Here is a 20,000-nt window from a genome sequence, read left to right on the forward strand (position 1 = left end):
TTTCTCCTTATTTTTTTTTATTAAACCTCTTCCTTTAGTTGGACAACTTTGACTTGATAGATACTCGACTCATGAAGCATTTTTTGGAGAGCATTAATCATCAGAACCAACCATGTAAAGGAAATTGCAAAGGCAATAATCTCGAAAACCGTCAGAGACAGATAATGAACTTTCAGAAATAAAATTGCTGAAGTAACAAGAGCGACGAAAACAATAGCTGACATGCTGAGAAATTCTTTCGAAATTTGGGGTAACAGATATTTACTTAATACTATCAAGATAATAATGCACAAAACAATACCATACGCAGAGGCATTGTGAAAGGTCATTGTCCATGATTGAGCGGGGAAAATACCTACACCAGCAATAAACAGAGCAATGACATAGTAGAAAGCTTGAACAATTTTGACTTTGAAATTGTACAAGTCGCTTTTTTGAAAATCCATAAATAAATAATCAGTGATCGTTAATAGCATCAAAGCAGAAAAAATCATCGTAAAATTAAATTGCCACTGATTTTTAGCTTCACCTGTTCCTAAAAAGCTAAAGTTGTATTGCCACCAGCCATTTTGACCATTAGTGGCCATGGAAAGGAAAATACCACCAATAAAGGTAATAAACAATAAGATAATCAGATGAGAAATTTTAACAGAGGCTGCAAAAAAAATCAAAAAGTAAAAAACAATAGCTGAAAAGAGAGCAGCTACAAAAGAAGCTGTGAAGCGATCGAGAGTTACTCCGACAAAGGTCATCCCCAAAATGTACCAAATTAATGCTTGAACCGCAAAAACAATCAAGGTATAGGCAAGGCTGATTGTGACAAGTTCTCTTATACGGCTAAGCATGCGTTTTTGTGGTGAGGTATTTTGCTTGGCATAAACCCAAAGGAAGGTTGCAAAGCCAATAATTGTCGCACACAGCATGCTAATTCCAGCGACAGAATGATACCGCCCGCCCGTAAAATTAATCTGAGAATGACCACTTAAAAAGAAAGTAAGTAGCGAGATAACTAAACTTAATAAACTGGGAATAAGCATATAGTGTAACGAAAAATTTTGTGCATCAAGCTGATCAACGTCACTTTTTAAGACAATCTGATTTTGCTCGACTGACATTTTATAGTTTTGTTGCTCAAATTTATCCGCAACTTCATCCGGAATTTCAATTATTTTTTTCATTTATCTTCTCCATTTTTTAACTCCTATTCTTATTATTATATCAATATTTTGACGATTTAACTTCTCCGATTCATTTAAGAAATGAAAATTTTCTGAATTGAAAGATTTGAGTTAAGTTTTTCGCTAATTTAAAAGAGAAGTGTTAAAATTAATGAAATGAAATCGGTTGCCAAGTAGGATACGAAGTGGAAAAGGGGTATAAGATGTTTCAATTTTTAAAGTTGTTTTTAATCAATGCAGTAATTTTCCTTATTTTAGATAGTTTATGGTTAATCTTTGCAAATAAAAAATTTTATCAACCATATATTGGCCATCTGATGGGGCAAATCAAACTTTTGCCTGCCGTCATTTTTTATCTTATTTATGTGGCTGCACTTGTATTTTTTGTTTTGATACCTGGACAAGAAAAAGAAAGCCTTTCTTATGTTCTTTTAGCCGGAGCTTTTTTTGGAGCAGTATGTTATGCCACATATGATTTGACAAATCTTGCGACATTGAGCGATTGGCCATTGAAAATTACAATTGTTGATATTATTTGGGGGAGTTTTGTGACTTCCCTTAGTGCAACACTCACTTATATAATTGCTACACAGCTTTAGAAGGAGAAAGAAGTGGGAGAAAAAAATGAAAATTATCGCTTGTTACAGAGTTTTAGAGCTGGGGCAGAAAAAGTAATCCTTCAGAAAGAAGAGCTGAATAAAATAAATGTTTTCCCTGTGGCAGATGGAGATACAGGTAGTAATCTTGCCTCATTAATGCAAGCTATTATTGACAATGTGCCGATGAAAAATTATCCTATGGATATTCTTTTAGATGAGATATCAGCAGCTGCACTTATTGGTGCTCGAGGAAATTCAGGAATCATTTTTGCCCAATATTTAAGTGCTGTGGCTGAGAACTACCAGAAAGCAGAAACGAATTTTGAAAGTTTTGTGGAAGCTTTAGAACAAGCTGTAAACAAAGCTTATAGTTCGTTAATAGATCCTAAGGAAGGGACTATTTTAACAGTAATGCGTGCCTGGTCTATTACACTGGAAAAAAATTATAGATTGAATCACTCCTTTGAAGAGGCATTGTTAGAAGCAAAAGCAGAAGCACAAGAAGCACTAAATGCTACGCAATTTCAAATGTCTTTGTTACGGAAAAATAAGTTGGTAGATGCAGGGGCGAAAGGTTTTTATTATTTCATCCTTGGTTTTACAGACTTTTACTGTGGTAGAGTTTTAAAAGTTGGGGATGAAGAGGCAGATGACGGTCTAGAGAGGGTTAAAGAACTTTCGGTAAATCATATCATAGCTGAAGCACCGCGTTACAGATACTGTTCCGAATTTATCATCAAAGCACCCCAAATCTCTGAACTTCAATTACGAGAAGTACTGCAAGAAAAGGGCGATTCAATGGTTACTGCAGGAAATGCTAAACAGTTAAAAATCCATATGCACACTAATGAGCCTCAAAAGGTCTTGGCAAAGCTAGAAAAATACGGACAAATTATCTACCAAAAAGTAGACGATATGCGCCTACAGTACGAAATTTCTCAACAAATGTTAGCTCCAATAGCGATTGTTACAGATTCTATTGCTGATTTACCTCAAGAATTTGTGCTTGCACATCAAGTGCATGTTTTACCTGTAAATGTCACTGTGGGAGACCAAAATTTTCTAGACAAGTTGACAATTAATGCACAACTCATCAAAGAAAAAGCAGATGAAAATCTTAAGATGGGTACTTCACAGCCAAGCATCCAAACGATTGATGCGCTTTTCTCTTTTTTGGAAGGTAAGTATGAACATGTGCTTGTTATCACGGTAGCGTCACAACTTAGTGGCACATATCAGTTGATTGAGCAACGTATCAAAGAAAAAAATTATTCGAAAAACTGGATTCATCTCATTGATTCACGATTAAACTCTGTTGCTCAAGGTTTACTTGTACAACGGGCAGCCCAACTTGCGGAGAGGAAAGTTCCTATCCGACAGCTTGTGCAAGAAATCCAGCAGCTACGTGAAAGAATCTTCATCTATGTGGCAGTAGCTGACTTATCTCCGATGATACAGTCAGGAAGAATTCCTCAGTCTTTGGGAGCAATAGCTCAAAAACTCTCACTTCATCCAATAATTAGTCTAGACAAAACGGGCAATGGGAAACTCATCGGTGCTTCCTTAAGTCAGAAGCAAAGTATGAAAAAAATACTCAAAAAAATCCAATCCTTAGCAAAAAGTGGACAGATTGAAGATATTGCTCTGACTCATGTCTTGGCCCAAGGTGATATAGAGGATTGGCAGAAAATATTAAAAGAAAAAACAGGCAATGATTATAAGGTGATTGAGAGTTCATCTGCCATTGCTATCTCTGCGGGAGCGGGAAGTATCGCTGTCGCTGGAATTACAAAGGAGCAGTTATGATTTATGGAATAGTTTTAGGGGTTTTGCTTGTTTATTTTATTTGCTGGTTTAAAGTAGCAGACCAGAAGAAAAACTACGGATTAATCGATATAGCATGGGGCGGAGGTTTTGTTTTAACAGCGTGTTTAAGCTATTTCTTCAATACTCAAATAACCATGCAAAATAGAGCAATTTTGGTTTTGGTTGGGCTTTGGGGTGTGAGGTTATTCGTTCATTTAGCCCGACGCAATTGGAACAAACCCGAAGATTATCGCTATACAAACATGCGCCGCAGATGGGGGAGTCACGCGCCAAAACTAAAGGCTTTTTTCTCCGTCTTTATGGTTCAGTACCTTTTACTTTTTATTATTGCGTTGCCAATCATGCAAAGCAATCACCGCCCGGAAAGTCAAATTTTCTGGTGGCAAATTCTTGGAGTAGTGGTTTGGCTGATAGGTTTTGTTTTTGAAGTAATAGGTGATTGGCAACTGGAACAGTTTAAGAAGAATAAAGAAAACAAAGGAAAATTATTGACCAGCGGCTTGTGGTCAGTGACACGACATCCGAATTATTTTGGAGAAGCTGCATGTTGGTGGGGCATCTTCTTGATCACTTTTACAGACATTTCTGATCTTTGGTTGATCGTGAGTCCACTTTTAATCACTGGTTTACTCTTATTTGTTTCTGGAGTCCCATTACTTGAAAGGAAATACAAAGCGCGCAAAGATTTTCAAGCATATGCACAAGTCACCCCTAAATTTTTCCCTTTCATCGGCAAGAAAGGACTGTAAAAAAATCCCAAGATAAATTTCTTGGGATTTTTATGTCATGCCTCAGTTAACGTTTAAGGATAAACTCAGAGTTAACAGAGGTCTGTTTATTTGCTTTTGAAACAGCCTGCTCAAAAGCCATCCGCCCGACTTGACGGCAATGGTTGTCAATGGTGGGTAATTTGAGCAATTGTCCAGCAAGCAAACGTTCTTGTCCTACAATAATCGGTTTAGGAAGTCCTTGCTCTTCAAACCAACGCCAGACATTGGCCGCAATTTCGTCGGAATTAGCAAAAATTCCGTCAAATTGTGTCAATTGTGGAGCAAAGCGATAAGCATCCTCAGATGAGATAAGGCCTGATTTGATCTGCTCTGGTCTTGCTTCAAGTTGGTAAACATCCTTGTAAGCCTGTAGAGTAGTTGAGATTGTTGGACTTTTACCTCTGGATAAGAGAAAGCCAATATTTGAACAGTGTTGCTCCTTGAGCCATTCAAAGGCTTCACGATAAGCAGGGATTCGATTTGCATAGGTTGCTGGAATCCCTGAATTTTCAGGTTTGTAGCAGAGCACGATAGGACCATATTTCTGATATTTAAGAATCGTCTCTTCAGGTACTTGACGTGAAGTGAAAATGATGGCTTCAAAGGCCTTTTTACGTAATTTTTCTAGATATTCAATTTCTAAATCCTGATTATAGTTTGAGGGGAGAATAATGATTTTATATCCTGTTTCAAAGCTTTTCTCAAGGATTCCTTCTAAAATTTTGCTGAAAAAGGGTGACTTGATATAAGGAAGTACAACACCGATATTATGTGTAGCTCCATATGCCAATTCTTGAGCAATCGCATTTGTCGCATAGTCTAATTCGGCAGCAGTTTTCAAGATTTCTTCACGCGTGTGTTGAGAGGCATAGCCATTACCAGAAAGCACACGAGAAACGGTGGCTTTGGAGTATCCAGTAAGTTTGGCAATATCAGAAAGAGATGTCATAAGGTTACCTGTTCGTTGATTTCACGAATAGCTGAGAGCGCCTCAGTTACACCGTGATCTGTATTTTTAGCTACCACTATTTTAACATGGGCTTTCACTTCTTCGCTAGCATTATCTACTGCGATAGGAAGACCGGCAACCTTCAAGAGCGGAATATCGTTATGTCCATCACCGATTGCAGCAATTTCCTCAAAGTTAATTTCCTTTTCTTCCAAAATAGCTTCCGCAGCATCAGCCTTAGTTTTTTCAGCAGATGTAATCTCTAAAGTATGTACTGTGGAACGAGTTACATGGATATCAGGAATATCCAGCTCTTTCAAAACTTGCTCAATTTGTAGCATTTCTTCAGGGTTGAAAGACATCAGCATAATTTTGTAGATTTCAGATTGTCCGTCAAATGCTTTAATACGTGGTTCAGCTCCAGTAAGGGCTTTTTGGAAGAAAACTCCCTTGTCCTGTTTCTTAATGTACCAATGTGCCAAGCTGTACCAGCTGAGGCTTACGTTTGGAAAGTTTGAAGAGAAGTAATCCAAAAGAGCGGAAACAATATCAGCCGGTAAGGTGTGCTTTTCAATCACTTGAATCCCAAATTCATTTTGAGTAAAAGTTAGATTTCCGTTGAAAGCGATCTGTGGTGTCTTTAGCTGAAGTTTATTCAATATAGGGCCCATCTCAATCGGGCTTCGTGCGGAAACAAGGCTAACGGGGATATCACTCAGGCAGACTGACCAGCGATTTGTATCAGAAAGGCTGCCACGTGTGTCGAGAAGTGTCCCATCCATGTCTGTAAAAATGTGTTTAATCATCGTTAAATCTCCTTTATGTTTTTTTGATGCTTTCATTGTAATTTATGAAACGCGTTCCATGTCAAGCGATATGCTTTTCCGATTTGGAAGATAAATTGAGGAGAAAAACTGGAATTTCATAAATTTTCACATAATTCTGTATAAATTCTTGCAATTTAAAATATTTTTACGTATAATAAGTTTTAAATTCATAAAGGAGAAAATCACATGAGCAAAACACTTCCATTGACAGTCTATTTCTTTTGGCGCAGATAAGTTGTGTTTATGCTTGGCATAGATACAACTTTTGAGTATTCTCAAAAAGTATCTGTGCCCGTGATAAAAAGCCGGGTAAATTACCCGGCTTTTTCTTTTTGAATTTAACCGCTCTTTAGTTTTTGTTAAACCATTAAAGTTAATCTATCGTGATCCAAGCAGGGCTTTACCTTTTTTATAAAAAACTAAAGAAGCAAAAAAAATAGAAATGAGGGATTTTACTTGGAAAATTCTAATCAAGAACTGAAGTCTTCAATGAAGACGAGACATGTGATTATGCTATCACTTGGTGGCGCCATTGGAGCGGGCTTATTTGCTGGTTCCAGTAACGCCATCCAAGCCGCTGGTCCAGCGGTAATGATTGCTTATCTTTTAGCTGGCGTAATTTTATATGTCGTGATGCATGGTGTTGGCCAAATAATCATTCATCAAAAAGAGAACACTGTTGGTTTAGCAGGGCTCATCTCCCCTTATGTGGGAAAAAGATTTGCCCACTTTACAGACTGGGTTTATTGGTCCTTATGGATGGCTGTTATGGTAGCAGAATCAGCGGCCATTGCTCAATTTTTAGGAGTTTGGCTCCCCCAAATTCCATCGTGGATTTTTGTACTTATAGTAGCTATTATTACCTTGGGGCTAAATCTTTATTCAGTACGTGTCTTTGCGGAAACAGAGTATTGGCTGGCTTGGACAAAAATTATTGTCATTCTTATTTTGATTGTTGTGGGACTTTATTTAGTCGCAACTCAAGTTTTCCACCTCGGCCTTAGTGACGGACTTGGAAGAATGAACACTTATGGCGGATTTATGCCTAATGGCATGCAGGGAGTGTTTAATTCCATGCTTATCGTTCTTTATTCTTATGGTGGGTCAGAACTTATCGCCTTGACGGTTGCAGAAGTAGAAAATCCTAAGAAAGCTATACCAAGAGCGATTCGAGGAGTTATTATCCGTATTTTCTCTTTCTATGTTATTCCAATGTTTATCTTTGTGGAGCTCTACTCATGGAAGTTTTTGAGTACAACAAAAGAAAGCCCGTTTGTCTTAATTTTTGAAAAACTTGGGATTCCAGGGGCAGCTTTGATTGTTAACTTTGTTATTATTTTAGCTCTCTTTTCTGTTATTAACTCGGCTATTTATGCCACATCACGTTCGGTTTATTCACGGGCCAAAGATGCGAAGGGTCCAATCGGACAAACGCTAGGTAGACTCTCGAAGAAACAAATCCCTGTCGCAGCAATTATCTTTTGCTCAGGCATGCTCTTTATCGGAGCTATTCTCTCCTTTATTTTTGGCGATAATCTTTTTGTCTATCTTGCAGGATCAATCTCTTATACGATTCTTATTGTATGGATGATGCTTTTGATTGCGGCGATTATTTTCTATTTTAAAACAGGACTTGGTGGTTGGTTTGTCAAGACGGCTTCCATCCTTACTTTAATTGTACTGCTTATTGTGGGCTACAATGTTGTGATTTCAAACCCGTGGGGAATTTCTGTATTTGCCTTAGTCGTCTGCCTTCTTAGCCTTTTAAGCTATCGTAAAAAAGAAGAATAAATAAATGAAACAATAAACTGTCAAGTATTTTTCTTGACAGTATTTTTTTGTTTTGATAAACTTATCTTAATAATAAAAGCGAGGTAAGGTCTATTGAAATTATAAGTCATGAAAATTGAAAAAACGTTAAAAGCGGTTCTGCAAGAAAGACCGCAGATGTTTTTTCGCATTCATGATTTATAGAAATAGACTTTCAAAAATAAAGACCTTTTTGGGCTTATTTTGAACTCCTTTTCTCTATTTTTGTGGATGCGAAAATAGAGAAAAGGAGTTTTTATTTTGAATAAAAAACAGAAAGAGATGCAAGCTCGATTAGAGAAAATTAAAGCAGCACAGAAAAAAATACCTGTTCAAACAGGTAAGAAAATACAGGCAAAAGGCCTTAAACATGCAACAAAAGCCCACACAAGTTCGCAGCATTATACGATAGGTTTTAGCTAAAAATGAGAACAGTGTGGTTTAAAAAGCATATAAGCTTTTAGAAGAGGAGAAAAATGTCGAACATTAAAATAAATCATTTAACATTTGGCTATACCGATCAGCTTATTTTTGATAATGTAAGTATTAATATTGATGATCAATGGAAGCTGGGATTAGTTGGCCGTAACGGGAGGGGGAAAACTACACTTTTAAAAATCCTTCTCGGAGAAGTGGAAGCACACATTGACATAAAGACAAATAAGAGCTTTGTGTATTTTCCTCAGACGATTAATGATAAAGAGCAGCTGACCTTATTTGTCTTGCAGGAATTAGCTGACTTTGAGCAGTGGAAGCTAGAACGTGAATTAACATTAATGGGTGTTGACTTAGACACTTTATGGCGTCCTTTCAATAGTCTTTCTGGTGGAGAGCAGACAAAGATGCTGCTAGCAGTTCTATTCTTGGATGAGCACAATTATCCGCTCATAGATGAACCAACCAACCATCTTGACAAGGCATCACGTGAGAAAATTGCTGCCTATTTGGCAGAAAAGAAAGGATATATTTTAATCTCACATGATCGTCAATTTCTTAATAAAACAACGGATCATACAATGGCTATAGAACGTGCGGATTTACAAGTGTACGCAGGTAATTTTGCTGTCTACGAGGAGGAAAAACGTTTGCGCGATCTAACGGAAAAGGCGCAAGACGATAAACTCAAGAAAGAAATCGGTAGATTGAAGCAAACAGCGCGTGAAAAAGAAGCGTGGTCACGCAATTTAGAAGCGACAAAATCCCGTAAGAAACGAGGCTTTGATTCAGAAACCAAACGTGTTGATAAAGGTTTTATTGGACGAAAAGCAGCAAATATGATGCAAAAGTCTAAAAATCTCGAAAAGCGCATGAAAGAGGATATTGCTGACAAGGAACTTCTTCTAAAAAATTGGGAAGAAGTACCTGGCTTGGAAATGAGTGTCTTAGAGAGCCATCAAAAACGCTTACTGACAGTGGAAAATTTAGCGGTAGGCTTTGAAGACCTTCTTTTTGAACCTGTGTCTTTTACACTTGAGCAAGGCCAAGTAATTGCCCTAACAGGAGAAAACGGTCGAGGAAAATCTTCTCTAATGAAAGTCCTCACAGGAGAATTTAATGGACGTTATGCTGGTTCATTTGAGTTGGCTCATAACTTGGTCATTTCTGAAGTAAGGCAGCTTGCCGATAACAAAGGTTTCCTAAATGAATTTGCTAAAGAAGAAAACTTAGAATTAGAACTTTTCCTCAACAATTTGCGCAAGTTAGGCGTAGAGCGCAAAGTTTTTGAGCAAAAAATCGAAAATATGAGTCAAGGACAGCAGCGTAAAGTCGAACTCGCTCGCGCCTTAAGTCAGCCAGCGCACATTTATCTTTGGGATGAGCCGCTCAACTATCTTGATGTTTTTAATCAAGAGCAAATCATTCAAATGATAAAGAACAGCAAGCCCAGCATGCTCGTCATTGAGCACGATCAGTATTTTGTTGATCAAGTAGCAGATATCCAAATCGAACTCGTAAAAAGCAGCGTTTAGCACACTGCTTTTTTATTTGAAAAAATTTAGAGATTTCTTGACATGTTCCTTTTATTCCTGTATACTAAAGAAGTCGAAAGAATGAAAGCGTTTTACGTGCGCATTATTTTAAAGACATTGCTCTCTATCCAAGAGCAAACTTTCCTATAAAATGTTTACAAAAGTAAGAACGTCCGTTGGTGAAGCGGGCGTTTTTACTTTTTTTGAATAAAAACTCTACGAAAAGCATTATTACCTAAAATAAAAGCGAAACAGTCCTTAATTTGCTATAATTAGATAAGAATAATTTTAGAAAAAGGAGTTTTATTTTGGGGATTCTTGCCATTGTTGAACTATCTATTTTTGTCCTAAACTTCTTTTTATCATTGACCATCATTTTTCGCGAGCGAAAAAGCACCTCAACAACATGGGCTTGGCTCTTTGTGGTCAATCTTCTACCTGTCTTTGGCTTTATTTTATATATCTTAGTTGGTCGTGGCATTGCACACTATCGCATTTTTAAGGTGCAGCGTGCCTTTCGTGTGGGATTTGAAGAGCAATTGAAACGTACTTGGAGAGTGTATAACGAAGAGGGATTTATAAAAAAAATAACGAGAAATCATGGTATCACACAGCTGATTCATATGCTTTTTGTTGAAGAAAAAGCCGTTATTTCAGCAAATACCGGAGTGAAAATCTTTACAGATGGTCGTGCAAAGTTTGATGCACTGCTTGATGATATTCATAATGCCCAACATCACATCCATTTAGAGTATTACATTTTTCGGATGGATCATCTGGGAAGGGAACTTACGAATGCTCTTACTGCAGCTGTAAAACGTGGTGTTGAAGTGAAAGTACTCATTGATGCTTGGGGAAGCAATAAAACAAAAATGCGTGAGTTTGATGAATTGACGAAAGCTGGTGGAGAAGTGTCCTATTTCTTTCCACTGATTTTATCCCTCATCAATCCGCGAACAAATTATCGCCTACACCGTAAGATTGTCGTTATCGATGGTCAAATTGGTTACACAGGTGGTTTCAATGTGGGAGACGAATATGCAACAGAAACGGCTAAATTTGGCTACTGGCGAGATACCCATCTCCGTTTAACAGGCGATGTTGTGTACTCGTTGCAGAATCGCTTTATTATGGATTGGAACAGTCAGCATAAGTTTGAAATATCAGAAGCAGAAGAGTACTTCCCAGCAGCCTTAGAAGAAGATCGGATCATTACACAGTTTGTGACCTCTGGTCCAGACGAAGTCAAAGCGCAAATAAAAATGACCTATATGAAGATGATAAACAGTGCAGAACGTGAAATCATTATTCAAACACCCTATTACGTGCCCGATGATGCCCTGCACGAATCTTTAAAATTAGCCCTTTTATCTGGGGTGGAAGTTCGGCTCATGATTCCTAACAAACCGGATCATCCATTGGTTTATTGGGCGACCTATTATTATGCAGCTGACTTGCTTAAGATGGGAGCAAAGGTTTATACTTATGAGAAGGGCTTTGTACATTCTAAAACCCTCATTATCGATGGGGAGTATGCATCTGTAGGATCAGCAAACTTCGACAATCGAAGTCTCCAACTTTGTTTTGAGGGAAATATGGTCCTTTACGATTATGATATTTCGCAAAAATTACGGGAAGACTTTAAGAAAGACCTTGAAGTCAGCAAGCGATTGACCATGGAGATATATGAAGAGCGAAGCACAAGCATTCGCTTCAAAGAAGGGCTTGCAAGGCTCATTAGTCCAATGCTTTAAACAAAAAATGATCCTATTTATACTTTAATAAGAAAGAGGAGAAAAACATGGATAACAAACTGAATATTGTCATTATTACCGGGATGTCAGGTGCAGGTAAAACTGTAGCCATTCAATCTTTTGAAGATATGGGCTACTTTGCCGTTGACAATATGCCACCTAACTTAATTGAAAAATTTGTTGAGCTTCTCAATACACCCGACAGTAAAATAAACAAAGTTGCAATGGTTGTTGACATGCGCTCACGTATCTTCTTTGACCGTTTACGTGGTATCGTTGCAGAACTCTCAAATCTACCAGAAGTGAATTTTAAACTTTTATTCCTTGATGCAAGTGATGTTGAATTGGTTGCACGATATAAAGAAACACGTCGCTCACATCCGCTCGCTATTGATGGACGTGTATTGGATGGGATTACGCAAGAGCGCGAAATTCTCTCGGATTTGAAGTCCTTGGCTGAAGTTGTAATCGATACAAGTGAGCTCACACCACGTAATTTGCGGGCTCGTATTCTTGAGCGCTTTTCAGAAACAAAAGAAGCTCCATTTCGTATCGAAGTTGTTTCCTTTGGCTTTAAGTACGGTTTGCCGATGGATGCAGACTTAGTCTTTGATGTGCGTTTTCTACCAAATCCACACTACATTCCAGAGCTTCGTGATAAAACAGGGCAAGATAAAGAAGTCTTCAACTATGTCATGAATCAAGAAGCTTCTGAAGCATTTTATAAAAATTTAATGAACATGCTCTTGCCGATTATTCCTGCTTACCAAAAAGAAGGAAAATCTGTATTGACAATTGCTTTTGGCTGTACAGGTGGGCAACACCGCTCTGTCGCATTTGCTGAACGCGTATCCAAAGCACTTCTTAAAGAAGACTGGCATTTAAATACTAGCCACAGAGATAAGGATAGACGGAAAGAAACGGTTAATCGATCATGAGCAAATCAAAAGTAGTAGTTATAGGAGGCGGGACTGGAATTCCCGTCATTTTGAAGTCTTTGCGACAAGAAAATATTGATCTTTCCGCAATTGTAACAGTAGCAGATGATGGTGGTTCTTCGGGTCGCCTGCGTTCAGCAATTAATATTGCTCCGCCAGGAGACTTGCGGAATGTTCTTATTGCCATGAGCGATATGCCCAAATTTTATGCAGATATTCTGCAATATCGTTTTGATGCAAGCGATGGAGAACTTGCTGGACATCCCTTAGGTAACTTGATTATCGCTGCGATTGGTGAGATGCAAGGTTCAACTTATCAAGCAGTACAAACTTTAGCACGATTTTTCCACGTGCGTGGCAATGTTTATCCTTCCAGTGATGTGGCACTGACCTTGCATGCTGTTTTTAATGATGGGCACGAAGTTGAAGGTGAAAGTAAAATTGCTGATTATGATGGCTTGATTCATCATGTTTATTTGACGGAGACAAACACAGGCCAGAGCCCACGCGCCTCTAAAAAGGTGGTGCAATCTATAATGGAAGCAGATACGATCGTTTTAGGGCCTGGCTCCCTCTTTACTTCAATCTTACCAAATATCGTCATCCCAGAAATTGGTGAAGCCTTACTTAAAACAAAAGCTCGTATCATTTATGTCTGCAATATCATGACACAACGCGGGGAAACTGAGCACTTTAGTGATGCAGATCATGTGCGTGTTATCCATGAACATTTAGGCACTCGTGTGATTGATACCGTACTTGTAAATAGTGCGGAAGTGCCAGAAGAGTATATGAATTCAAATGAATTCGATGAGTATTTGGTCCAAGTTGTTCATGACTTTAAAGCACTCAAAGATGAAGAAGTTAACATTATTTCAAATGATTTCTTACAGTTGGTTAATGGAGGAGCCTTCCATAATGGTGATGCCATTGCTTCAGAAATCATGGGTATCAGTGCACGTTGTGAGAGAAAAAAAGAATGAGTTTTACGAGTGAAATAAAAAAAGAGCTCACGAGTCAAAAAGCAAGTCGAGGAACTTTACTCGCTTTAATACGCATGAATGGATCTCTGGGTATTTCTGGAGGTTTGACCTTGTCTTTGTCTACTGAAAATGCAGCTACCGCAAAGTATATCTATCAGATGCTCCTTGAAATTTATCAAATACGTGCTGAAATTCGGGTGCATCAGAAAACAACACTTTCCAAAAATAGAGTGTACACCGTTTTTATTGAAGATAAAGTTAATGAGTTGCTCAATGAACTGCAACTGTCGGATTCGCTGATGTTTTTGGATTCAGGTATTCCTGAGTCAGTGAAGTATGACCAACAAGCACAAGAAGATTATATGCGGGGGGCTTTTTTATCAAGTGGTTCGATGCATAATCCAGAAAAAGGCGATTATCAGTTGTCTATTTCTAGTGTGTATCAGGAACATGCTGAAGACTTAAAAGATATTTTTAATAATTTCGGATTTGATGCGCGTGTCATTGCGCGGAAGAATCGCTATATCCTTTATTTATCTAAAGCAGAGGAAATCATGGACTTTCTGACCTTAATTGGAGCGATGAAGGCACGTTTAAAATTTGAAGATGCAAAAATAATGCGTGAAATGCGTGGCTTGGCAAACCGTCAATCCAACTTTGAGTCGGCAAATATAAACAAATCAGTGTCGGCAGCACAAGATGTAATATCGGCAGTTAAATATTTGGCAGAGAAGAAAGAGCTGGAAAATTTGCCGCCTGCACTTACAGAGGTTGCTCATGCTCGGATTGCTCACCCTGAAGCGACCATCAAAGAATTAGGGCAACTTTTGGATCCACCGTTGGGTAAATCAGGTGTGAATCACCGGTTACGAAAATTGACAGCCTTAGCTGAAGAAATAAAAAAAAGCGGAAATTAATCCGCTTTTTTTAGTGCATTTAAAAACATCTCAGTAAGAATCTCAGGGCGCTTCAGTGCCCTTTCCAAAGGGATTGTTTTCATTCCTTCACTCATAATATCGATAAAAAGAATCAGATCCTCATCCGTGTAATCAGGAGAAATTTGTCCTTCTGCACGTCCTTTTTGAAAGAGTTTTTGATAAACAAGATGTTGAATATGTCGCATATCTGTATCAAAGAAGTTAGGATCAGTAGCGTATTGATTCATCATGTTTTGCAAAAAAATATCCGTCATCATATGGATCTGTTTTATTTTAAAACGCGAAACCTGGCGAAAAGTCTCACGAAAATTTTCCTTCGTGCTTACCAAGTGTTGAATTTCCTCAATCATAAAATTAAGTGCATTTCGTATTACGATATTCATCAAGTTATTTTTATTCTTGTAATATTTAAAAATTGTGACCTTAGAGACCTGTGCCAGTTGAGCAATTTCATCCATAGAAATATCTGAAATTAAGCGTTCTCGTAGTAGGTTAGAAGTCACTTCAAGAATGGCTTTTTTCTTTTTTTCTGTTTGATTCATTTTCTCGCCTCCACAAAAGAATACTTTATATTTATTATATCTTTTCGTTTGTACTCTTTCAACTAAAATAGTACAATATGAACTATAAAAGTAAAAATAGTACATATTATTTATGGAGTGAGGAGGAAAAGCAATGCAAAAGATTGTTGAAATAAAAAACTTGCAGAAAAATTTTGGTAAATTTCAAGCTTTGAAGAATGTTACATTAGATGTAAATGCCGGAGAAGTTTTGGGCTATATTGGTCCCAATGGTTCAGGAAAATCAACAACGATTCGTGTTTTGCTGGGGATTATTAAAAAGAGTGGAGGTTCAGCCACAATATTTGGTAAAGATGTGTGGACAGATGCCATTGAAATTCATAAGAAAATTGCTTATGTGCCTGGCGATGTATATCTTTGGCCCAATCTTTCTGGGGGCGAGATTATTGACCTTTTCTTGAAGCTACATGGTCATGCAGATTTAAAAAAACGTGATGAACTTATCAAGAAGTTTGAACTTGATCCCAAGAAAAAGGCGCGTAGCTATTCCAAAGGAAACCGCCAGAAGATTGCCTTAATTGCTGCCTTAGCCACGGATGCTGAACTTTATATATTTGACGAGCCAACTAGTGGTTTGGATCCCTTGATGGAATCGGTTTTCCAAGCTGAAGTCCAGCGCCTCAAAAAAGCAGGGAAAGCCATTATTTTGTCCAGCCATATCTTATCTGAAGTCGAACGTCTAGCAGATCGTGTTGCTGTAATTCGAAAAGGAGAAATCGTTGAGACAGGTTCACTTGATGATTTACGTCATTTGACACGTGATACTTTTAAAGTCGAAACTCATCAAGCGCCAGAAGCGTTGCGTGGATTAGAGGGCGTACATGATTTACATCTCAATGGTAACAAGGCTGTTTTTCAAGTGGATTCGGATAAAACAGATGTTATCTTAAAAACCTTACTTAAGTATGGGGTGAAGAAGTTAGAGTCTACACCGCCAACTTTAGAAGAGCTCTTCATGCATCATTATGAGTAGGAGGTGGATATTATGGATAAACCTTTAAATAAAACCTTCAGTATGCTGAAGGCCTTGCTCAGGAGAGATTGGTTAAAGCTGGTCTTTTGGATAGTCGGTGTGTTGGCTTTTGCAGCATCAGGAGTGGGTAAATTTGAGCTTATCATGCAGACTGACAGTCAAAGAGAAACTATGTTTAATGTTTTTCAAGGACCAGCTATGACGGCATTATTCGGCCCTATGACGGTCACTCAAGGAAAGGATTTTACCGCCGCTGTAGCTTATGGCACGACCATGCCTTTAATTACAGCAATAACATTTGCTGTTGTTTCTGTTATCTACGTTGTCAATCGAACGCGTAAAGAAGAAGAGGATGGAATTGCTGAAGTTTTCCGTTCTTTTCAAGTGGGAAAGCTAGCCAATACGACAGCTGTCGTTATTGAACTCTTTGTTTTACAAATCTTGATTACTGTGGTCTTGGCGATTTCAATTCAGTTGCAAAATATTCCGGGCATGACTTCTTTTAGCGAAAATCTCTTGTTTGCCTCTGCTATAGGTGCTCAAAGTTTAATGTGGGGCTTATTCGCACTTGTTTTTGCGCAAATCTTTTCCGATTCAGGTAGTGCTAAAGGTGCCACTTTTGGCTTCCTTGGCTTGCTCTATCTTATTCGTATGGGAACAGATACACAAAATGTAAATTGGGGCTATTGGAATCCTTTGAGTTGGTCATATCTGAGCGATCCTTATGTTAAGAATCATTGGCTTCCCATCTTGTTAGCATTGGGATTAAGCCTTGTCCTTCTCGTTCTCGCTTATTTCCTTGAGATTAGACGAGATGTCAATGCAGGTTATATTCCAGAGATAAACGGTAAGGACCATGCTTCGAAAAGCTTGCTTAGTTTTACAGGACTTACGCTGAGGCAACAACGCACAGCCAGTATCGGATGGATTTTGGGACTTTTTGTTCTAGGTATCACTTATGGATCTATGATTGACCAAATCGGTGGCTTTGTTGAATCCAGTCCAACTATATCCAAACTCTTTAATATTGACCCTCATCTGGCAAATGAAGCCAGCAAGGCAGCAAGTAAAGCGATGATTGAAAGTTTTATGTCGACAATCTTTATGATTTGTGCGGTAATGGTTGCTTGTTTTGCGGTCACTTCCCTCATGCGGCTGGTAACAGAAGAACGAAAAAATCGGCAAGAACAGCTTTATGCTATGCCGATTAGCCGTTATAAAGTTTATGCAACCTATATGATTATCTCTTGGATATTGGGGGCTCTTGCTCAATTTGCAGTTGTACTTGGTATCTATCTGGCTCAAGCTAATAACGCCAATGCATTTAGCTTTGCTAAAGTAGCTGCTGCGGGGATGTCTTGGACAGTTGGAGTTTTCTTTATTCTGGGTATTTTAGGCTTGCTCATAGCCTTGGTTCCACGTTTGAGTGCTTGGATTTGGGTTTATCTTGGCTTTGCGTTCTTCATGAGTTATATTGGCAACATATTGAATCTCCCGGCTTGGTTAAATAATTTTAATATTTTCCACCATATTTCAAGGCTTCCGGTCGAAACGATGAACTGGGGTAATTTTGTACTCATATTTGCTTTAGCAGTATCTTTTGTTCTACTTGGAATGGTTGCTTATCGCCAGCGTGACTTGATTGGGGATTAAATAAAAAAATAGTCCATCTGGACTATTTTTTTAATTGATGATAGCGATTGTACCAAATGTCAACATACTCTTTGGAGAAAGGTCCGCGTTCATTATTTATCCAATCAACAAGAATTTTTACATTTTCTTTCAAAATATGGTCAATTTCAGGAGAGTAGTTCATTTGTCTTCTGTGACGTTCATATTCTTCAACATCCAAGAGTTTTTTCTCGCCATCTTTAAATACTTTTACATCGAGATCGTAGTCGATGTATTTCAGCGCCTCATTGTCTAAAACAAAGGGGCTCGCAAGGTTGCAGTAGTAGCTGACGCCTTCCTCACGAATCATAGCAATGATGTTAAACCAAAACTTTTTGTGGAAATAAACGATTGCAGGTTCACGTGTGACCCAACGACGGTCGTCTGACTCGGTTACAAGTGTGTGGTCATTTACACCAATAATTGAATTTTCATTTGTTTTCAGTATCATCGTATCTCGCCAGGTACGATGTAAACTGCCATCATGTTTATAGCTTTGAATCGTGACAAGGTCGCCTTCTTTCGGAAGATTCAAGGCTTCACCAACTTTCCAAAATTCAAAGTTCTCGCTTATTATTATAGCATAATATTCAAAAAGTTTCTGAACTTAGGTTGGCAGTTCAAAAAAACTTAAGCTACTAAGAAACTCCTTTGACAGATTCTGTTCACGATAATTTTGCCAGCTATCAAGTGATCTAATCGCCTGATATCTTTTACGCAAATGATAGTGTTCTTCGATTTGATATTCAGGATAATCTTGCAGAAAATCGCTAACCATTTGCCACTCGTAAGTGTAACCTAAGGGGCGGGAATGATACATGATTCCATCAATAGATTGAGCAGAAATACGATGATGTGCGTGTCCAAAGACCACGTCCGTAATTTGCGGAAACTGAATAAACAGCTCATGGAAAGCTTGGGAACCAAGATAAGCATTGAAGCGCTCAAATTTTTTATAAGCTGTATTAATGGAAAAAGCTTTGTGTGGAACAAAATGCATGGCAATGATGATACGGCCAGAAAAATCTAGATTTTCCAAGATGCTTTTAAGGCTGTTAAGAGTATGTTGTGTTGTGAGAGCATCGCTATAATCACGATGAATTTTACGATCAAAGTAAAAACTATTCTTAAAGGCTAAAAGTTTTTCCTTCGAGTAATCTTGAGTGAAAGAATAATCATACCAGCCATGAAAACTAATCAAAAGTGTATCACCAAAATACTTAAGTGAAAAATCCTGTGCATTAATTTCTTTTTCGGATAAATGTACCATATCGTGATTGCCAAGATTATGGCTGATATCGAAACACTTTGATAATTGATTAAAAAAAGGTGCCGTAATTTTTTTATAGTCGTTGGACATGTCGCCTGCAAAGTGCAAGTCTGTCACAGATTGCTCTTGTAGCGTATCAATAAAAACTTGAATTTCAGTATCTGTAAATTGATTAACATCCAGATGCAAATCTGAAAGCAGTGCTAATTTTTTCATAGTTAAATTATAACAGAAGCGCAAGTCAAGTTCTAATTGTGTTGACCGAAAAAAGACTACAGGAGTTTTTTATTTATTGATAATTTTGGACTAATTTTTCAATTGCCTCATCCAATAAGGTATAAAATGCTGCGATGTGTGCTCCATCCACAAGGGCGTGGTTAGCAAGAACCGAAAGGGGAAGCAACAGTTCATTGTTTTGTTCAAAATACTTTCCCCAGGTGATTCTTGGATTGCTGTCCGCAGGAACTGGTGTTGGATTAATCATAGAAGTGAAAGAGAACCATGGGAGCGTGGAGATAAATAATTTATTTAAAGTATCCTCTGCTTCCTCATCGATTGAGCGTATGGTTTTAGCTTTTTCTTGCTCTTCCACGGCATAGCTCAAAAATGCAGCAAAATCAGGTGTATAATCAAGATTGCAGTAAGTATAGGTTCCATCATCTAAGGAAACTGTGTGTGAAGTCTGACAGTTATCAAATTCTATAATTTTATCTTCAACGATATGTTGCTTAAATTCTGAAACACCGTTTGCTGCTTGTGACACACAGTAACAGATGGTCAAGAAAAATGGTAACTTATTCTCTTTTATCGTTGCAAGAAGTTGTGTAATATTTACGTTCACGGTCACTCCAACATAAGGTTGAGCGAGACTTTTAAAATATTCAAAATGTGAAAGCCGATTATAGGAAGCCATGTCAAGATATTTAAAGTTCATTGTTTCTCCTCAAAAATCACTATTACAAG

19 protein-coding genes are annotated in these 20,000 nt (G+C 38.0%); 12 read left to right on the plus strand and 7 right to left on the minus strand.

What is annotated here, in order from left to right:
- Positions 1-20: 20 nt before the first annotated feature.
- A complete protein-coding gene (locus lgb_RS04045) occupies positions 21-1,178 on the minus strand; it encodes a DUF998 domain-containing protein (protein WP_019293186.1) in 1,158 nt (385 codons plus the stop codon).
- Positions 1,179-1,381: 203 nt separating this feature from the next.
- On the opposite strand from lgb_RS04045, the gene lgb_RS04050 reads away from it, so the two are divergent.
- The 3 genes from lgb_RS04050 to lgb_RS04060 are packed head-to-tail and all read left to right on the plus strand — an operon-like array spanning position 1,382 to position 4,353.
- Positions 1,382-1,777 carry a DUF2177 family protein gene (locus lgb_RS04050; RefSeq protein ID WP_019293185.1) on the plus strand — a complete coding sequence of 132 codons (396 nt, stop codon included), beginning with the start codon at positions 1,382-1,384 and terminating at the stop codon, positions 1,775-1,777.
- Positions 1,778-1,789: 12 nt separating this feature from the next.
- Positions 1,790-3,583 carry a DAK2 domain-containing protein gene (locus lgb_RS04055; protein ID WP_019291885.1) on the plus strand — a complete coding sequence of 598 codons (1,794 nt, stop codon included), beginning with the start codon at positions 1,790-1,792 and terminating at the stop codon, positions 3,581-3,583.
- Positions 3,580-4,353: a DUF1295 domain-containing protein gene (locus lgb_RS04060; protein ID WP_249663291.1), complete on the plus strand. Its 774-nt coding sequence runs from the start codon at positions 3,580-3,582 to the stop codon at positions 4,351-4,353. Before lgb_RS04055 ends, lgb_RS04060 begins: the two co-directional genes overlap by 4 nt.
- Positions 4,354-4,399: 46 nt before the next feature.
- Here lgb_RS04060 and lgb_RS04065 read toward each other — a convergent pair whose 3' ends face one another.
- Together lgb_RS04065 and lgb_RS04070 are read right to left on the minus strand one after the other, a co-directional pair.
- Positions 4,400-5,323, minus strand: a complete 924-nt coding sequence (locus lgb_RS04065; RefSeq protein WP_019293183.1) for a LacI family DNA-binding transcriptional regulator — start codon at positions 5,321-5,323, stop codon at positions 4,400-4,402.
- On the minus strand, positions 5,320-6,129 hold the full coding sequence (locus lgb_RS04070) for a Cof-type HAD-IIB family hydrolase (RefSeq protein ID WP_019293182.1): 810 nt from the start codon (positions 6,127-6,129) through the stop codon (positions 5,320-5,322). Before lgb_RS04070 ends, lgb_RS04065 begins: the two co-directional genes overlap by 4 nt.
- A 477-nt stretch (positions 6,130-6,606) precedes the next feature.
- Here lgb_RS04070 and lgb_RS04075 point away from each other — a divergent pair, with 477 nt between their 5' ends.
- The 7 genes from lgb_RS04075 (at position 6,607) to whiA (ending at position 14,521) form a co-directional block, all read left to right on the plus strand.
- Complete coding sequence (locus lgb_RS04075) at positions 6,607-7,941, plus strand: amino acid permease (protein ID WP_019293181.1); 1,335 nt, start codon at positions 6,607-6,609, stop codon at positions 7,939-7,941.
- A 279-nt stretch (positions 7,942-8,220) separates the two neighbouring features.
- Positions 8,221-8,382, plus strand: coding sequence for a hypothetical protein (locus tag lgb_RS04080; protein ID WP_019291881.1), 162 nt, complete (start codon positions 8,221-8,223; stop codon positions 8,380-8,382).
- 53 nt (positions 8,383-8,435) lie between these two features.
- A complete protein-coding gene (gene lsa(D) / locus lgb_RS04085; RefSeq protein WP_019293180.1) occupies positions 8,436-9,929 on the plus strand; it encodes an ABC-F type ribosomal protection protein Lsa(D) in 1,494 nt (497 codons plus the stop codon).
- A gap of 308 nt (positions 9,930-10,237) precedes the next feature.
- Positions 10,238-11,683, plus strand: coding sequence for a cardiolipin synthase (cls, locus tag lgb_RS04090; RefSeq protein ID WP_019293179.1), 1,446 nt, complete (start codon positions 10,238-10,240; stop codon positions 11,681-11,683).
- A 47-nt stretch (positions 11,684-11,730) separates the two neighbouring features.
- Positions 11,731-12,621 (plus strand): RNase adapter RapZ, encoded by an 891-nt coding sequence (gene rapZ, locus lgb_RS04095; protein ID WP_019291878.1) that lies wholly within the window; start codon positions 11,731-11,733, stop codon positions 12,619-12,621.
- A complete protein-coding gene (locus lgb_RS04100) occupies positions 12,618-13,604 on the plus strand; it encodes a gluconeogenesis factor YvcK family protein (RefSeq protein ID WP_019291877.1) in 987 nt (328 codons plus the stop codon). The genes rapZ and lgb_RS04100 overlap by 4 nt, the downstream gene beginning before the upstream one ends.
- The gene (whiA, locus tag lgb_RS04105) at positions 13,601-14,521 is read left to right on the plus strand and encodes a DNA-binding protein WhiA (protein ID WP_019293178.1); all 921 of its coding nucleotides are present in this window, start codon (positions 13,601-13,603) and stop codon (positions 14,519-14,521) included. Before lgb_RS04100 ends, whiA begins: the two co-directional genes overlap by 4 nt.
- On the opposite strand, the gene lgb_RS04110 is transcribed toward whiA, so the two are convergent.
- Complete coding sequence (locus tag lgb_RS04110) at positions 14,518-15,084, minus strand: TetR/AcrR family transcriptional regulator (protein WP_019293177.1); 567 nt, start codon at positions 15,082-15,084, stop codon at positions 14,518-14,520. The two genes, whiA and lgb_RS04110, sit on opposite strands and share 4 nt — an antisense overlap.
- A gap of 133 nt (positions 15,085-15,217) precedes the next feature.
- On the opposite strand from lgb_RS04110, the gene lgb_RS04115 reads away from it, so the two are divergent.
- Positions 15,218-16,096, plus strand: coding sequence for an ABC transporter ATP-binding protein (locus tag lgb_RS04115; protein WP_019293176.1), 879 nt, complete (start codon positions 15,218-15,220; stop codon positions 16,094-16,096).
- Positions 16,097-16,108: 12 nt separating this feature from the next.
- Positions 16,109-17,749 carry an ABC transporter permease gene (locus lgb_RS04120; protein WP_019293175.1) on the plus strand — a complete coding sequence of 547 codons (1,641 nt, stop codon included), beginning with the start codon at positions 16,109-16,111 and terminating at the stop codon, positions 17,747-17,749.
- 22 nt (positions 17,750-17,771) lie between these two features.
- Here lgb_RS04120 and ntdP read toward each other — a convergent pair whose 3' ends face one another.
- The 3 genes from ntdP to lgb_RS04135 all read right to left on the minus strand — a co-directional run bounded on the left by ntdP (position 17,772) and on the right by lgb_RS04135 (position 19,971).
- Complete coding sequence (gene ntdP / locus lgb_RS04125; RefSeq protein WP_004258003.1) at positions 17,772-18,302, minus strand: nucleoside tri-diphosphate phosphatase; 531 nt, start codon at positions 18,300-18,302, stop codon at positions 17,772-17,774.
- Between the two features lie 72 nt (positions 18,303-18,374).
- On the minus strand, positions 18,375-19,253 hold the full coding sequence (locus lgb_RS04130) for a metallophosphoesterase family protein (protein ID WP_029343339.1): 879 nt from the start codon (positions 19,251-19,253) through the stop codon (positions 18,375-18,377).
- Between the two features lie 73 nt (positions 19,254-19,326).
- Positions 19,327-19,971 carry a CatA-like O-acetyltransferase gene (locus lgb_RS04135; protein WP_249663292.1) on the minus strand — a complete coding sequence of 215 codons (645 nt, stop codon included), beginning with the start codon at positions 19,969-19,971 and terminating at the stop codon, positions 19,327-19,329.
- Positions 19,972-20,000: the final 29 nt, after the last annotated feature.

This window comes from Lactococcus petauri (assembly GCF_023499275.1).
GTDB lineage: Bacteria > Bacillota > Bacilli > Lactobacillales > Streptococcaceae > Lactococcus > Lactococcus petauri.

What these genes read in the sequence shown, in the direction of transcription:
- lgb_RS04115 (WP_019293176.1), top strand. Translation starts at nt 15,218, where the DNA reads ATGCAAAAGATTGTTGAAATAAAAAACTTGCAGAAAAATTTTGGTAAA.
- lgb_RS04050 (WP_019293185.1), top strand. Translation starts at nt 1,382, where the DNA reads ATGTTTCAATTTTTAAAGTTGTTTTTAATCAATGCAGTAATTTTCCTT.
- whiA (WP_019293178.1), top strand. Translation starts at nt 13,601, where the DNA reads ATGAGTTTTACGAGTGAAATAAAAAAAGAGCTCACGAGTCAAAAAGCA.
- lgb_RS04060 (WP_249663291.1), top strand. Translation starts at nt 3,580, where the DNA reads ATGATTTATGGAATAGTTTTAGGGGTTTTGCTTGTTTATTTTATTTGC.
- lgb_RS04100 (WP_019291877.1), top strand. Translation starts at nt 12,618, where the DNA reads ATGAGCAAATCAAAAGTAGTAGTTATAGGAGGCGGGACTGGAATTCCC.
- lgb_RS04110 (WP_019293177.1), bottom strand. Translation starts at nt 15,084, where the DNA reads ATGAATCAAACAGAAAAAAAGAAAAAAGCCATTCTTGAAGTGACTTCT.
- lgb_RS04070 (WP_019293182.1), bottom strand. Translation starts at nt 6,129, where the DNA reads ATGATTAAACACATTTTTACAGACATGGATGGGACACTTCTCGACACA.
- lgb_RS04120 (WP_019293175.1), top strand. Translation starts at nt 16,109, where the DNA reads ATGGATAAACCTTTAAATAAAACCTTCAGTATGCTGAAGGCCTTGCTC.
- lgb_RS04065 (WP_019293183.1), bottom strand. Translation starts at nt 5,323, where the DNA reads ATGACATCTCTTTCTGATATTGCCAAACTTACTGGATACTCCAAAGCC.
- lgb_RS04135 (WP_249663292.1), bottom strand. Translation starts at nt 19,971, where the DNA reads ATGAACTTTAAATATCTTGACATGGCTTCCTATAATCGGCTTTCACAT.
- lgb_RS04045 (WP_019293186.1), bottom strand. Translation starts at nt 1,178, where the DNA reads ATGAAAAAAATAATTGAAATTCCGGATGAAGTTGCGGATAAATTTGAG.
- rapZ (WP_019291878.1), top strand. Translation starts at nt 11,731, where the DNA reads ATGGATAACAAACTGAATATTGTCATTATTACCGGGATGTCAGGTGCA.
- lgb_RS04130 (WP_029343339.1), bottom strand. Translation starts at nt 19,253, where the DNA reads ATGAAAAAATTAGCACTGCTTTCAGATTTGCATCTGGATGTTAATCAA.